13 protein-coding genes are annotated in these 14,470 nt (G+C 69.0%); 1 reads left to right on the top strand and 12 read right to left on the bottom strand.

All coding sequences use genetic code 11. The features are described 5' to 3' along the window. Nucleotides 1-21: 21 nt before the first annotated feature. Entirely contained in the window at nt 22-1,149 is a 1,128-nt protein-coding gene (locus ON29_RS16180; RefSeq protein ID WP_040867160.1) for a M24 family metallopeptidase, read from the bottom strand. 84 nt (nt 1,150-1,233) lie between these two features. Between ON29_RS16180 and ON29_RS16185 the strand changes: the two genes are divergently transcribed. Next, on the top strand, nt 1,234-2,199 hold the full coding sequence (locus ON29_RS16185) for a 5'-3' exonuclease (protein WP_040867162.1): 966 nt from the start codon (nt 1,234-1,236) through the stop codon (nt 2,197-2,199). Between the two features lie 670 nt (nt 2,200-2,869). Here the strand turns inward: ON29_RS16185 and ON29_RS16190 are convergent. The 11 genes from ON29_RS16190 to prcB all read right to left on the bottom strand — a co-directional run bounded on the left by ON29_RS16190 (nt 2,870) and on the right by prcB (nt 14,423). After that, nucleotides 2,870-3,562, bottom strand: coding sequence for a DUF4333 domain-containing protein (locus tag ON29_RS16190; protein ID WP_040867164.1), 693 nt, complete (start codon nt 3,560-3,562; stop codon nt 2,870-2,872). A gap of 163 nt (nt 3,563-3,725) precedes the next feature. Next, nucleotides 3,726-6,428, bottom strand: coding sequence for a DEAD/DEAH box helicase (locus ON29_RS16195; protein ID WP_040867167.1), 2,703 nt, complete (start codon nt 6,426-6,428; stop codon nt 3,726-3,728). A 3-nt stretch (nt 6,429-6,431) separates the two neighbouring features. Beyond that, a complete protein-coding gene (gene tatC / locus ON29_RS16200) occupies nt 6,432-7,385 on the bottom strand; it encodes a twin-arginine translocase subunit TatC (protein ID WP_040867169.1) in 954 nt (317 codons plus the stop codon). A gap of 98 nt (nt 7,386-7,483) precedes the next feature. After that, the gene (gene tatA, locus ON29_RS16205) at nt 7,484-7,741 is read right to left on the bottom strand and encodes a Sec-independent protein translocase subunit TatA (RefSeq protein ID WP_040867171.1); all 258 of its coding nucleotides are present in this window, start codon (nt 7,739-7,741) and stop codon (nt 7,484-7,486) included. Nucleotides 7,742-7,805: 64 nt separating this feature from the next. Beyond that, a complete protein-coding gene (locus ON29_RS16210) occupies nt 7,806-8,852 on the bottom strand; it encodes a 2-dehydropantoate 2-reductase (protein ID WP_040867173.1) in 1,047 nt (348 codons plus the stop codon). A gap of 22 nt (nt 8,853-8,874) precedes the next feature. Then, entirely contained in the window at nt 8,875-9,852 is a 978-nt protein-coding gene (locus ON29_RS16215; RefSeq protein ID WP_040867175.1) for a helix-turn-helix transcriptional regulator, read from the bottom strand. Beyond that, nucleotides 9,849-10,844 (bottom strand): helix-turn-helix transcriptional regulator, encoded by a 996-nt coding sequence (locus ON29_RS16220; RefSeq protein WP_085994892.1) that lies wholly within the window; start codon nt 10,842-10,844, stop codon nt 9,849-9,851. The genes ON29_RS16215 and ON29_RS16220 overlap by 4 nt, the downstream gene beginning before the upstream one ends. Nucleotides 10,845-10,962: 118 nt before the next feature. Beyond that, complete coding sequence (locus ON29_RS16225; RefSeq protein WP_040867177.1) at nt 10,963-11,259, bottom strand: thiamine-binding protein; 297 nt, start codon at nt 11,257-11,259, stop codon at nt 10,963-10,965. 21 nt (nt 11,260-11,280) lie between these two features. Next, the gene (gene pafA / locus ON29_RS16230) at nt 11,281-12,639 is read right to left on the bottom strand and encodes a Pup--protein ligase (RefSeq protein WP_174186519.1); all 1,359 of its coding nucleotides are present in this window, start codon (nt 12,637-12,639) and stop codon (nt 11,281-11,283) included. Between the two features lie 219 nt (nt 12,640-12,858). Beyond that, nucleotides 12,859-13,635: a proteasome subunit alpha gene (prcA, locus tag ON29_RS16235; RefSeq protein WP_040867179.1), complete on the bottom strand. Its 777-nt coding sequence runs from the start codon at nt 13,633-13,635 to the stop codon at nt 12,859-12,861. A 2-nt stretch (nt 13,636-13,637) separates the two neighbouring features. Then, nucleotides 13,638-14,423, bottom strand: a complete 786-nt coding sequence (prcB, locus tag ON29_RS16240) for a proteasome subunit beta (RefSeq protein ID WP_085994893.1) — start codon at nt 14,421-14,423, stop codon at nt 13,638-13,640. Nucleotides 14,424-14,470 lie beyond the last annotated feature (47 nt).

A 14,470-nucleotide genomic window follows, 5' to 3' on the forward strand; every position in this document is an offset into this window, starting at 1 on the left:
CGGCCGGCCTTCAGCCGTCGATCACAGGACCGTGAGGCCGTGCGGCCGCTTGTTCAGGGATTCGCCGCCCTCGTCGGTGACCACCACGATGTCCTCGATGCGCGCGCCCCACTCGCCGCGGAAGTAGATGCCGGGCTCGACGCTGAATGCCATGCCGGGCCGCAGGACGAGGTCGTTGCCCGCGACGATGTAGGGCTCCTCGTGCACCGACAGGCCGATGCCGTGGCCGGTGCGGTGCACGAAAGCGGGCCCGAAACCGGCTGCGGTCAACGGGTTTCGCGCCGCGGCGTCCACCGCGGCCGCGGTGACGCCGGGACGGACGGCCGCCACCGCCGCCGCCTGGGCGCTTTCCAGTTCGGCGTACCGGGCGGCCACCTCCGGGTCGGGTTCGCCCAGGACGTAGGTACGGGTGGAGTCGGAGTAGTAGCCGGGCTCGACCGGGCCGCCGATGTCGACGACCACCACGTCCCCGGCCTCGATCCGGCGTTCGGACACGCCGTGATGGGGGTCCGCGCCGTGCGGACCGCTGCCGACGATGACGAACGCCGCCTCGGTATGTCCCTCGGCGAGGATCGCGACTTCGATATCGCGGCCGACCTCTGCCTCGGTCCGCCCCACCTGCAAGAGCTCCCCCATCCGAGCGTGCACCCGGTCGATCGCGGCGCCCGCCCGGCGCAGGGCGTCCACCTCGGCCGGGTCCTTGATCATGCGCAGTTCGCGCAGCACGGGGGTGGCCGATACCGGCAGACCGGTGAACGACTCGGCCAGCGGCAGCAGATGCAGCGCGGGCATCACATCGGCCACGGCCACCCGGGAGCCCACGTGCAGCGCGGACTTCACCAGGCCGTACGGGTTCGTGCCGTCGACCCAGTCCAGCACTTGCAGGCCCAGTTCACCCGCCGCGGAGCCCTCCAGCGACGCCAGCTCCAGTTTCGGGATCACGACCGACGGCGTGGCCCCGTCCGCCGGGATCACCAGGCAGGTCAGCCGCTCGAACGACTCGGCCGCCGAGCCGATCAGGTAGCGCAGGTCCGGCCCGGGGGTGACCAGCAAAGCGTCGAGATGGGCGGCCCGCATCAGCTCCACTGCCCGCTCCAGCCGGGCACCGTAGACGTCCGCCGCGAACCTCGATTCCGTATGCGAGCTCATTCGTCCGACGTTACCTGCCGGGCGCGTGGGAGGAACGCCGAACTTCGCCAGGGCGCTGTCGGTGCAGGCGAGTAGCCTCGGCCCGTGACCTCTGCTGCCGGTGGGCCCCTGTTGCTGTTGGACGGCGCCAGTCTGTGGTTCCGCGCGTTCCACGCCATCCCCGACAAGATCACCGCGCCCGACGGGCGGTCGGTGAACGCGTTGCGCGGTTTCACCGACATGGTGGCGTCGCTGATCACCAAGTTCGCACCGAGCAGGCTGGTGGTGTGCCTGGATCTGGACTGGCGCCCGGCGTACCGGGTCGAGCTGGTGCCGTCCTACAAGGCACACCGGTTGGATACCTCACCGGACGCCGCACCCGGCGCCGAAACCGTTCCGGATACGCTCACCCCGCAGGTGGACATGATCCTGGAGGTGCTCGCCGCGGCGGGCATCGCGACCGGCGGCGCGGAGGGCCTGGAGGCCGACGACGTGCTGGGCACTTTGGCCACCCGGGAGCGCACCGACGAGGTGATCGTGGTCAGCGGTGACCGCGACCTGTTGCAACTGGTACGAGACGAGCCGACGCCCCAGGTGCGGGTGCTCTACGCCGGACGGGGGCTGGCCAAGGCGGAACTCTTCGGCCCGGCCGAGGTATCGGCGAAGTACGGCGTACCGCTGCGAAACGCGGGCCCGGCCTATGCCGACATGGCCACGCTGCGCGGCGACGCCTCCGACGGCCTGCCGGGGGTGGCGGGCATCGGCGAGAAATCCGCCTCCACGCTGATCTCCCGTTACGGTTCCCTGGAAGCACTGGTCGCGGCCGTCGAGGACCCGGATGCCGAGCTGTCCCAAAGTGTGCGCGCCCGGCTGCGCGCCGCCGAGGACTACCTGAAGGCCGCCGCGCCGGTGGTGCGAGTGGTCTGCGACGCCGAGGTCACCCTCTCGCGCAGTGATGCTCTCCCCACCGAACCCGCCGACCCGGACCGTCTGCGCGCTCTGGCCACCGCCTACAACGCCGAGAGCCCGGTGACGCGGTTGATCACCGCCCTCGCGGCCCGCCTCGGCTGAATCCGGGAGACGCGGAAGCCCCGCCGCATCACGCACGACAACTCCGGCCCGACCGAGCGAAGCTCTGAGCAGGCGCTGTTCGCGGCCCGGCTCACGGCTGGAGGGACGACGACCCCGGCGCAATCACACCGGCTCAACTACAGGTTTCGAGCGAAGCGAGACCGAGCATGCGCGGTTCGCGGCCCGGCTCGCATCCGAGTGGCCGCCGCGTAGGCGACGAAGGAGCAAGCGGCGGTCGCTCGGATACGAGCCATGAAGGGGCCGCGAACACCCAGTGCCGCAGGCGCTGGAAAAACCAATACAGCCCGGCTCGCATCCGAGTGGCCGCCGCGTAGGCGACGAAGGAGCAAGCGGCGGTCGCTCGGATGCGAGCCATGAGGGGGCCGCGAACACCCAGTGCCGCAGGCGCTGGAAAAACCAGTACAGCCCGGCTCGCATCCGAGTGGCCGCCGCGTAGGCGACGAAGGAGCAAGCGGCGGTCGCTCGGATACGAGCCATGAAGGGGCCGCGAACACCCAGTGTCACAAGCGCTGGAAAAACCAATACAGCCCGGCTCGCATCCGAGTGGCCGCCGCGTACCCGAAGAAGGAGCAAGCGGCGGTCGTTCGGACGCGAGCCACCAAGGGGCCGACGAACACCCAGCGCCGCAAGCGCTGGAAAAACCGGCACCCTAGCTGGGGCGACCGACCTCATAGGTGCCGTCGTCCTTGGTGATCTTGATGTTCACCTTCTTGGCCTCGCCGCTGACCTTCACGCTGCATTCGAAGGTGGCGTCGACCTTGACTTCCTGTCCGGACGGGCAGGAGACGTCGCTGATGTCCTGGATGCCGTAGGAGTCCGACAGCACCTTCTTCACGCCGTCCTGCACCGCGGCCTGGTCCAGTTGGTCCTTGGCGGTCAGCACGAGCACGAGTGCGACGATCGCGCCGACCACCGCGACGCCGAGCAGCGACAGACCGATGATCAGGCCTTTACCCTTGCCGCCCTGCTGCGGCGGCTGCTGGCCGGGAGCGCCCCACTGCGGCTGGGGCTGCTGCGCTTGCCCCCACTGCGGCTGCTGCCCCTGCTGGCCCCAGTCCTGCTGCGGCTGGCCCCATTGCGGCTGGCCCTGCGCGGGCTGCTGACCCCACTGCGGCTGCTGCGGCTGCTGGCCCCACTGTTGCTGCTGCGGCTGACCCCACTGCTGCTGCGGTTGCTGCTGCTCACCCCAGTGCTGGGTCGGCTGGGCGGAGGCCGGGGTCTGCGGCTGACCACCCCATTGCTGCGTGGGACCGGCTCCGCCCGGCGCCTGCTGTCCACTCCACTGCTGGGTGGGATCGTTGCGTCCCTCCCCGGGGTCGTTCGGTCCGTACGGGCCGCTCATCTGCTTGCCTCCACTCGCATCGTTGTACACACGGTAGCCCCCCGCGTGGGCCTCGTCGCATGACACGACTATTCCGCCACGGTCGGTACGCGAAAGAAATCAAATCACAATCGAATCCGCCGTGTTGTTATTGCCGCCGCCGCGCGCCCGGCGCTCACGCCGCTCAGGCGGCGTCCACCGCCACGACGCCCCGGCGGATCGCCCGCACCGCCTTGGCCGCGGTGGCCGCGACCTCGGGATCGTCGGCGGTGCCGTGGATCTGGTCGAGCAGATCGATCACCTGCCTGCACCAGCGCACGAAATCACCGGCCGACAGCGGGGCGCCCTGGTCACCGCTGGCGAGCAACGACTCGGCCAATCCATCGCCCCGCGCCCATTTGTAGACGCCGTCGACGAAACCCAGATCGGGCTCCCTGGTCGGGGGCAATTTGTGCCGTGCTTCGTCGGATCGCAGCTCGGACCACACCCCGATAGTGGCGCCGACCGCCCGCCGGATCGGCGCCGTCGGACCGCTCGCGCCGAGATAGCCACCCTCCTGGCGGGATTCGTACACCAGGACCGACACCACGCCGGCAAGTTCGGCCGGACCGAGGCCGCGCCACAACCCCTTCCTGAGGCATTCGGCGACCAGCAGGTCGCTTTCGGCGTAGAGGCGAGCCAGCCTGCGTCCGTCCGGAGTCACCTCGCTCTCCTGCACGAATCCGCGTTCCTCCAGCAGGCCGAGGATGCGATCGAAGGTGCGCGCCAGCGAATTGGTGGTCGCGGCAACCTTCTGGCGCATCGCCTCCGTCTCGCGCAGCAGCCGGTTGTAGCGCTCACCCACCCGGGCCAGTTGCTCGCGGTCGGGCCGCGAGTGGGCCGGATGCGCGCGCAGGCTGCGGCGCAGCGTAGCCAGTTCCCGGTCGTCGGCAGCGGCGGACTGCCTGCCGCGCCGCGGCCTGCCCGGCACCGAGATCCCCGTGCTGCGCAGCGCGGAGGCCAGATCGCGGCGGATGCGCGCGGTCCGGTGATCCACCCGGCGCGGCAGCCGCATGTGCCCGAGCGCCTCGGCGGGCACCGGGAAGTCGGCGACCGACACCCGGCCGGCCCACTTGTCCTCGGTGAGCACCAGCGGCCGCGGATCGCCCGGGGTCGCGTCCGGCTCGAGGATCACCGCGAGCCCGGCGCGGCGGCCGGAGGGAATCGCCACCACGTCGCCACGCCGCAGCGCGCCGAGCGCGTCCACCGCGGCGCCTCGCCGGTCGGCGCGGCTCTGCTGGGTCAGCTGCCGCTCGCGCTGCTTGATCCGGTCGCGCAGCGACAGGTACTCCAGGAACCCGCCTTCCGCGCCGCCGATCTGGTCGCGCAGCTTGCGCAGCGCCGCCTCGTTGCGCTCGATGCCGCGCACCAGCCCGACCACCGACCGGTCCGCCTGGAACTGGGCGAACGACCGCTCCAGCAGGGTGCGCGATTCGTCGGCACCCATCCGGTCGATGAGGTTGATCGACATGTTGTAGCCCGGCCGGAACGAACTGCGCAGGGGGTAGGTGCGCGTCGAGGCGAGACCGGCGACCGCGCTGGTGTCCACCTCGGGCTGCCACAGCACCACCGCGTGGCCTTCGACATCGATGCCGCGCCGCCCCGCGCGCCCGGTCAGCTGGGTGTACTCGCCGGGCGTGAGTTCGGCGTGCGATTCGCCGTTGAACTTGACCAGCCGCTCCAGCACGACGGTGCGCGCGGGCATGTTGATGCCGAGGGCCAGCGTTTCGGTGGCGAAGACGGCACGCACCAGCCCCTTGACGAACAGTTCCTCGACGGTGTGCCGGAACGCGGGCAGCATCCCGGCGTGGTGCGCGGCCAGGCCGCGGTGCAGCGCCTCGCGCCACTCCCAGTAACCGAGCACCTCGAGATCGGTCTTGGGCAGATCACCGGTGTGCTTGTCGATGATCGCGTCGACCTCGTCGCGCTCCTCCGGACGGCTCAGGTCGAGCCGTGAACGCAGGCACTGCGCGAGCGCGCCGTCGCAACCCGCACGGCTGAAGATGAACGTGATCGCGGGCAGCAGGCCCTCTTCGTCCAGTTTGGCGAGCACCTCCGGCCGCGGCAGCGGACGGAAATCCCGGCGCGGGCCGCCGCGGCCGTTGCGCTGGGGGCCCCAGCTGTTCATCCGGTCGGCGGTCTCGCGGTGGCGGATGAACCGCACCAGGTCCTCGTCGACGAGCACCTTCTGTTCGGTGGATTTGGTGTCGAACAGGTCGAACATCCGCCGCCCCACCATGACGTGCTGCCACAGCGGCACGGGCCTGGTCTCGTCGACCACCACCGCGGTGTCGCCGCGCACGGTTTCCATCCAGGCACCGAACTCCTCGGCATTGCTCACCGTGGCCGAAAGGCTGACCAGCCGCACGTCCGGAGGCAGGTGCAGGATGACCTCTTCCCACACGGCGCCGCGGAACCGGTCGGCGAGGTAGTGCACCTCGTCCATCACGACGTAGGACAGTCCGCGCAGCGCGTCCGAGGAGGCGTAGAGCATGTTGCGCAGCACCTCGGTGGTCATCACGACCACCGGAGCGCCCGGGTTGATCGATTGGTCGCCGGTGAGCAGTCCGACGCTGTCACGGCCGTAGCGCTCGGTGAGGTCGGCGAACTTCTGGTTCGACAGCGCCTTGATGGGCGTGGTGTAGAAGCACTTCCCACCGGCCGCCAGCGCCAGGTGAACGGCGAACTCGCCCACGACCGTCTTGCCCGCGCCCGTCGGCGCGCAGACCAAGACGCTGTGGCCTTCCTCGAGCGCCGCACAGGCAGCACGCTGAAAGGGATCCAGCCGGAACTTCAGTTCCGCGGAAAATACGGCCAACTCGCCCGTCTGCGACCGGTCATCTGTCACTCGTCAGAGCGTATCGGAGTAGTCCGACACCGGTCGTGTGGATTTCTCCGCGGGGGTGGTGAGCGACTCGGCCGGATCGATCGGCTCCGGGGAGCCCAGATCGGAGGCCTCCTCGTCGGACAACGCACCGAGGCCCTCGCGCTCCTTGCGCGCCCGGCGGCGGTCGTTGATCCGGGAGAACTGGATCGCCACTTCGAACAACACCGTCAGCGCCAACGCCAGCGCCAGCATCGAGAAGGGATCCTGCGGCGTCACGATCGCCGCGAACACGAACAAACCGAAGGTGATCCCGCGACGCCACGCCTTGAGCCGCTGATAGGTCAGCACTCCCACGAGGTTCAACCCGACGATCAGCAACGGCGTCTCGAAACTGACCCCGAAGATGATCAGCAATTGCAGGATGAAACTGAAATACTGCGACCCGCTCAGCGCCGTGATCTGCACGTTGTCACCGATGGTCAGCAGGAAGCTCAACGCGTGCGCGATCACCACATAGGCCAGCACCGCCCCCGCGGCGAACAACACCGTGCCCGAGGAAACGAACCCGATCGCGTACTTGCGTTCCTTGGCATACAGCCCCGGGGTGATGAACGCCCACAGCTGGTACAGCCAGATCGGCGCCGCCAGCACGACGCCCGCGGTCATGCCGACCTTCAATCGCAACGTGAACTGCTCGAACGGCGCGGTGGCCAGCAGACGGCACGCCCCGTCCTGGCTCAACGTCGCTCGTGCCGAGGCGGGCAGCGAACAGTACGGCCCGCGCAGGATCTCACCCAGGCTCTCGACCCCCAGGAACCCGTGGCCGTACCACAGGAATCCCAGCACCGTCGTCGCGATCACCGCCGCGATCGACACCAGCAACCGGTACCGCAGCTCCTGCAGATGCTCGACCAACGACATCGTGCCGTCGGGATTCGTCCTGCGCTTGCTACGCCGCGGATCGAACGGGATTCGCATGGTTGGTGATCGCCCCTGGGGTCACGTGCCTCGCTCAGCTCGGCAACAGCACTGAGTCCGGAGTGAGCTGTTCCTCACTCCGGCGCGAGCGGATCCGCTCAGACCGACTTCGGCTCGGTACGGGGCTCGGTGGCCTGCGGCGACTGCTGCGCGGCAGGCAGCTGCGGTGCGGGCTGCTGAGCCGGCGCGCCGCCGTCGGACGCGTTGCTCTCGTGCTGCATCTGACTGACCTCGCTCTTGAAGATGCGCAACGACCGGCCCAGGCTGCGGGCCGCGTCGGGCATCCGCTTCGCGCCGAAGAACATCACGAAAACCACCGCAATGATCAGCCAGTGCCAGATGCTCAGACTGCCCATGATCTACCTCCCAAGACTGTGATGCCTCGATGCTACCGGACCGTGACGTGCGCGAACGCTGCCGTCACTGCTCGTTCGCCCCGCGTCCGGGCACGGGGGCCGCGGCCTCCCGCAACTGGCCGAGCAATTCCCGGCCGGTCCACGCGCGCCTGCCGCCCTGCTCGGCGGCGACGATCAATTCGATCAACCGCTGATTCACCGGTGTCGGCATCCCGACCATCGCGCCCAGTCCCACGATTTCTCCGCACAACCAGGAGATTTCGGTCTTACGGCCCAGTTCCAGGTCGTCCGCCATGGACGAACGCGCCATCGGATCGATGGCCAGCACCTGTCCGGCCACCCGCTGGAACAGGCCGTCGGGGACGGTCAGCAGCATGGCCATCACCCGGGGCGGCAGCGGAGTCAGCCGGGCGGGGCGAATTCGCGCCCTCTTCATCGTCGCGAGCGCTTCGCGCTGGGTCAGCGCGAGACAGCGACGGTAGTCCCGCTCGGCGAGCTCCTCCCGCAGCGGGCGCCCCGACAGCGCGTTGATCGGGTTGTTGAGGTTGAGCAGGAGCTTCGCCCACTGCACCGGGCGCAGGTCGGGATACCGCCGCAAGCCGAGTCCCGCCCGCTCGAACACCTCCAGGTACGGCGCCAGCGCCGGGTCGTCCTGCACCGCGAGCCCGCCCTCGGTGCCGCGATGGAAACGGCCGCCCGGATGGTGTACGACATTGAACATCACCATGCCTGCCAGCACCACGCAATGCGGCAGGATCTCGCGGATCACCGAGTCGTTGCCGATACCGTTCTGCAGGCTGAGCACCACGGTGCCCGGCCTGATCTTGCCCGCGAGATCGCGCACCGCCGCCGCTGTCGCCGCCGATTTCACCGTGACCAGCACCAAATCGGCCGATCCGACGTCATCCGGTTCGGTGGCGCGGTGGAATCGGTCCGCGGGTAACGCCTCGTCACCGCCGTCGAGGTCGGTGAGCCGGAGCCCGGAGGCGCCGAGTTCGTCGAGCACCCGTCGGCGGCCGACCAGGGTGACCTCCGCGCCCGCCACGCCGAGTTTGCCGCCGACGAAGTTACCGATGCTGCCCGCGCCTACCACCAGCACACGACTGTTCATGCCGGTAGGGCCTCGTCGTCTCTCATCGCGCCCCCAGGAATCCGGCTTCCTCGTAGGCGGCCAGCGCGGCGTTGGACCGCTCGCGCACCGCCGCGACCAGCTCCGGTGGCCCGAGGACGGTGACGCCCGCCCCGAAACCGAGCAGCAGGCGGGCCATCCAGTCCAGCGTGGCGAACCGCATGGTCGCCTCCAAGCTGCCGTCGGGATGCACCGCCAGCCGGTGCATCGGGTACTGATCGAGAACCCAGGCGTAGTCGGCGTGGATTCGGAGACGCGCCAAGGGAACCGCCGGATCGTCCTGGAACAGGTCCAAGCCCGCCGTCGCCTCGGTGGCATGCTTCGGCGGCCGGGCGAGTTCGTCCAACTCGGTCGCGGCCTCGATCCGGTCGAAGCGGAACAGCCGCACTCCCTCGGCCTGCCTGCACCAGGCTTGCAGATAGCTGTTGTCGTCCACGAGAACAATGCGAATCGGGTCGACGATGCGTTCGGACACCACGTCGCGGCTGGCGGAGTAGTACACCAGCCGCAGCGCCCGGCCGAGCGCCAGCGCCGAGCGCACGGCCGCCACCGTGGGCGCCTCCTGCGGCGGCGCCGGGAATCGCCCGTCGGCGTCGGTGGACGCGCCACCCGCGATCGCCGATTCGATCTTGGCGATGGCCGCGTGCGCCGCGGTGGGGTCCACCATGCCGGGCATGTCGACGATCGAGCGCAGCGCGACCAGCAGCGCGGTCGCTTCGGTGGAGGTCAGCCGCAACGGCCGGTCGATCCCTGCGGAGAAGGTGACCTCGATGCTCTCCTCGGAGAACGACAGGTCGATCAGGTCGCCCGGACCGTACCCGGGTAGGCCGCACATCCAGAGCTGATTGAGGTCGCTCATCAATTGCTTGGTGGTGACGCCCAAGTCGGCGGCGGCCTCGGCGGCGCTGATGCCGGGGTGCGCGATGAAGTACGGGATCATGTTCAGCAGCCGGGAAAGCCGCACCGAGAGCCGCGAGCTCATGCCCGCACCTCCGTCCGGTCGAACACCGAACGCAACCGCGCGATGACATCGGCGCGGAGCGACTCGGGAGCCAGCACCACCGCGTCCGGGCCGAGGCCGGTGATGAGCCGGGCCAGCCAGTCGCGCGATCGCACCGGCAGCTCCACCACCGAACCCGCGCGGCCGCCCACGGTGCGCTCGCCGACGACCTGCCCGATCCTGCGCAGCTCACGTCCCCGGCCCTCGGCGACCCATACCGTGGCCGAGCCGCTGACCGGCGAGGTGCTGGTGACCTGGTCGACGATGGCACGCAGATCCACGCCCGCGGGCTTGCGGACCACATTGCGCGCGCCGTACGCGGTCACCTCGTCGCCGATGCGCGACAGCCGGAAGCTGCGCACCGCGTCCCGGTCGCGATCGTGCCCGACCAAGTACCAGCGGCCGCGATGGGTGACGACACCCCACGGCTCCACATCGCGCATCAGAAAGGGGGCGTTGATCGCGCCGCGGTGCTCGAACCGCACCGCCTGACCGGCATCGATCGCGGCCAAAAGCTTCCCGAGCACCGGTTCCGAGCCTCGGGTGCGAGCGGGGACGGCGGGCACCGAGGCCACCGCGACGTCGGTCTCCACGTGAATGCCCGCGGCGCGCAGCTTGAGCAGCGCGCCCTCCGCGGCGGCGGCCAGCTCGGGCGATTCCCACATCTGCACGGCCACCGCGACCGCGGCGGCCTCCTGGTCGGTCAGGTCGATGTCGGGCAGCTCGTAGGCGTCGCGGTTGATCCGGTAGCCCTCGATCGTCGAGTACCGGCTCACCGGGCCGACTTCCAACGGGATGCCCAGATCGCGCAGTTCGTTCTTGTCCCGCTCGAACATCCGGCTGAACGCTTCGTCACTGGCGGAGTCCTCGTAACCGGCCACACTGTCCCGGATCCGCTCAGCGGTCAGGAACTGCCGGGTCGACAGCAGCGCGATGACCAGATTCATCAGCCGCTCGACCTTGGATATCGCCACCCGATAGAGGGTAATCTGCGCACCCGCGAGACCGCGCGGCGGCGCGCGATTCGGCGTCGTTTCGGCCGCGACATCGATAGTTCCCAGCGCCAGGACGGCGGGCCGGGCGAAACCGCCGTCAGCCCTCGGCCAGGTATCGCTCGACCTTCTCCACCTTGGCGGTGATCGCATCGGTCACGCCGGGCCGGATATCGGCCTTCAGCACCAGACTGCACCGTGGGGCTACCGCGAGGATGGCATCGGTCGCATGTTTCACCACGGCCATCACCTCGTCCCACTCGCCCTCGACGGTGGTGAACATGGCATCGGTGTGGTTGGGCAGTCCGCTGGCGCGCACCACGCGGACCGCTTCGGCGACCGCGCGCCCGACGTCGACGCCGGTCCCGAGCGGTGTGACGGAGAAGGCGATGATCATGTCTCGATCATGCCCGCCCGGTCACATGGACGCGATCAGGCGATCGACGCGCTCGTCCACCGAGCGGAACGGGTCCTTGCACAGCACGGTGCGCTGCGCCTGGTCGTTCAGCTTGAGGTGCACCCAGTCGACGGTGAAGTCGCGGCCCGCCTCCTGCGCGGCGGTGATGAAGTCACCGCGCAACTTGGCCCTGGTGGTCTGCGGCGGAGTGTCCACCGCCGCGTCCACGGCCTCGTCCTCGGTGACGCGCTTGGCCAGACCCTTGCGCTGCAGCAGGTCGAAGACGCCGCGCCCGCGCTTGATGTCGTGGTAGGCCAGATCCAGCTGGGCGATCTTGGGATCGGACAGCTCCATGCCGTACCGGTCCTGGTAGCGCTGGAACAACTTGCGCTTGATCACCCAATCGATCTCGGTGTCCACCTTCGCGAAGTCCTGCGCTTCGACCGCGTCCAGGGTGCGGCCCCACAGGTCGACCACCTGGTCGATCTGGGGATCGCGGTCCCGATTGCGCAGATGCTCCACGGCGCGGGCGTAGTACTCGCGCTGGATGTCCAGGGCGCTGGCCTGCCGTCCACCGGCCAGGCGCACCGGACGGCGACCGGTCAGGTCGTGGCTGACCTCGCGGATCGCACGGATCGGGTTGTCCAGGGCGAAGTCGCGGAACGAGACGCCCGCCTCGATCATCTCCAGCACCAGGGCGGCCGTGCCGACCTTGAGCATGGTGGTGGTCTCGGACATGTTGGAGTCGCCCACGATCACGTGCAGGCGGCGGTACTTCTCCGCGTCGGCATGCGGCTCGTCGCGTGTGTTGATGATCGGCCGTGAGCGGGTGGTCGCCGAGGAGACACCCTCCCAGATGTGCTCGGCGCGCTGCGACAGGCAGAACGTGGCCGCCTTCGGCGTCTGCAGCACCTTGCCCGCGCCACAGATCAGCTGGCGGGTGACCAGGAACGGCAGCAGCACGTCCGAGATCCGGGAGAACTCGCCCGCGCGAACCACCAGGAAGTTCTCGTGGCAGCCGTAGGAGTTGCCCGCGGAGTCGGTGTTGTTCTTGAACAAGTAGATGTCGCCGCCGATGCCTTCTTCGGCCAGACGCTGCTCGGCATCGATCAGCAACTCTTCGAGGACCCGCTCGCCCGCACGGTCGTGGGTCACCAGTTGCGCCAGGTTGTCGCACTCCGCGGTCGCGTACTCCGGGTGGGACCCGACATCGAGGTAGAGCCGAGCACCGTTGCGGAGGAACACGTTCGAGCTACGGCCCCAGGACACCACCCGGCGGAACAGATACCGGGCCACCTCGTCGGGGGACAGTCGACGGTGACCGTGGAAGGTGCATGTCACACCGAACTCGGTCTCGATCCCCATAATTCGTCGCTGCACACCATCGACAGTACAGCCATGTGCGGGACTTGCGGGGGGCACCGAACAACCCGTATGCATACGTCTTCACAACGATTTGGCCCGCTTTGCCGGAATTTGCCCGGATGAAACGCCGCTTCGACCGAAGGATGCCCACCTCGGCACCGGCTGCGGACATGCCGACGCGGCCCGCGAACGAGGTGTCGTTCGCGGGCCGCCGAGCTCGTCGGCCCGGGCGGATCACTCCGCCGGCGGGGTGTCCTTCGCCGGGGGCTCCGCTTCCTTCTCGGACGCATCGGGTGCCTCCGCCGGGCTGAGCAGCCGCTCCAGCGCGGCATCCGCGACCCGCCGGAACGCCCGGCGCGGACGCGCCTGCTCCAGGGTCGCGACCTCGAGCGTGTTCACGCCCAGGACCCGCTTCTCCTTCTCCGTGCCCTCCGGCACGCCCGCCTGCAGCGCGCGCACCGCGACGCCGACCGCGGAGGCCAGGTCCAGACCCGGCTGGTAGGACGACTTCAAGGCGGTGACGATCGGCTCGGTCGTGCCGCCCATCACCACGAACTCCCGCTCGTCCACGATCGACCCGTCGAAGGTGATCCGGTACAGCACCGACTGCGGCGCCTGCTCCGGATACCCCACCTCCGCCACACAGATCTCCACCTCGTAAGGCTTGAGCTGATCGGTGAAGATGGATCCGAGGGCCTGCGCGTAGGCATTGGCCAGCGCACGACCGGTGACATCGCGGCGATCGTACTGATACCCGCGGATATCGGCCTGCAGGATGCCTCCCCTGCGCAGATTCTCGAACTCGTTGTACTTGCCGACCGCGGCGAACCCGATGCGGTCGTACAGCTCACTCACCTTGTGCAGCGTCGTGGACGGATTCTCCGCGACGAACAGCACACCCTTCTCATATGTCAGCACCACCACGCTGCGCCCCCGACCGATGCCCTTGCGGGCCAGTTCGGTCTTGTCGCGCATGATCTGCTCGGCCGACGCGTAGTACGGCAACGTCATGCTCAGGCGGTCCCTTCTTCGGCAGCCTCACGGTCGGCGACGATTCCGCGAGTGATCTCCGCGAGCCGCGACTCGGTCACCTCGACCGCACCCTCCTCATCGATCACGATCGCCGTCGGGAAGATGCCGCGCACCAGATCCGGGCCACCCGTCGCGGTGTCGTCGTCGGCCGCGTCGTACAACGACTCGACGGCGATGCGCAGCGCGCGATCCTGATCGATTCCCTTGGCGTACAACTTCTTCAGCGCGGACTTCGCGAACACCGAGCCGGAACCGACCGCGGCGTACCCGAAACGCTCCTCGCTGCGTCCACCCACCACATCGAACGACACGATGCGACCCGCCTTGTCCGGGTCGGTGGCGCCCAGGTCGTAACCGACCAGCATCGGCACCACCGCCAGACCCTGCAGGGCCGCGGGCAAATTCTCGCGCACCATCTTCGACAGCTTGTTCGCCTTGCCGTCGAAGGTCAGCGGCACGCCCTCGAGCTTCTCGTAGTGCTCCAGCTCCACCGCGAAGATCCGCACCATCTCCACCGCCATGCCCGCGGTGCCCGCGATGCCCGCGGCGGAATAGCTGTCGGTGATGTAGACCTTTTCAATGTCTCGGCTGGCCAGCAGGTTCCCCTGCGTCGCTCGCCGGTCACCGGCGATCAGCACACCGCCGCTATAACTCACCGCGACGATGGTGGTGCCGTGCGGGGCTATCTCCTTCGCGGAAGTGCCGCCGGATAATCCGGCGGCACCCTGTCCGAACCTGGTGGCAGGCAACAGGTCCGGAGCATGCATACGGAGATAGTCGGAGAAAGAAGAGAGGGCGTACCCCAGGTGGAGAC

This window comes from Nocardia exalbida NBRC 100660 (assembly GCF_000308575.1).
GTDB lineage: Bacteria > Actinomycetota > Actinomycetes > Mycobacteriales > Mycobacteriaceae > Nocardia > Nocardia exalbida.

Bases quoted from the DNA above. Each gene is read 5' to 3' on its own strand.
- ON29_RS16180 (WP_040867160.1), bottom strand. From the start codon at position 1,149: ATGAGCTCGCATACGGAATCGAGGTTCGCGGCGGACGTCTACGGTGCC.
- ON29_RS16190 (WP_040867164.1), bottom strand. From the start codon at position 3,562: ATGAGCGGCCCGTACGGACCGAACGACCCCGGGGAGGGACGCAACGAT.
- tatC (WP_040867169.1), bottom strand. From the start codon at position 7,385: ATGCGAATCCCGTTCGATCCGCGGCGTAGCAAGCGCAGGACGAATCCC.
- tatA (WP_040867171.1), bottom strand. From the start codon at position 7,741: ATGGGCAGTCTGAGCATCTGGCACTGGCTGATCATTGCGGTGGTTTTC.
- ON29_RS16210 (WP_040867173.1), bottom strand. From the start codon at position 8,852: ATGAACAGTCGTGTGCTGGTGGTAGGCGCGGGCAGCATCGGTAACTTC.
- ON29_RS16215 (WP_040867175.1), bottom strand. From the start codon at position 9,852: ATGAGCTCGCGGCTCTCGGTGCGGCTTTCCCGGCTGCTGAACATGATC.
- ON29_RS16225 (WP_040867177.1), bottom strand. From the start codon at position 11,259: ATGATCATCGCCTTCTCCGTCACACCGCTCGGGACCGGCGTCGACGTC.
- prcA (WP_040867179.1), bottom strand. From the start codon at position 13,635: ATGACGTTGCCGTACTACGCGTCGGCCGAGCAGATCATGCGCGACAAG.
- prcB (WP_085994893.1), bottom strand. From the start codon at position 14,423: ATGCATGCTCCGGACCTGTTGCCTGCCACCAGGTTCGGACAGGGTGCC.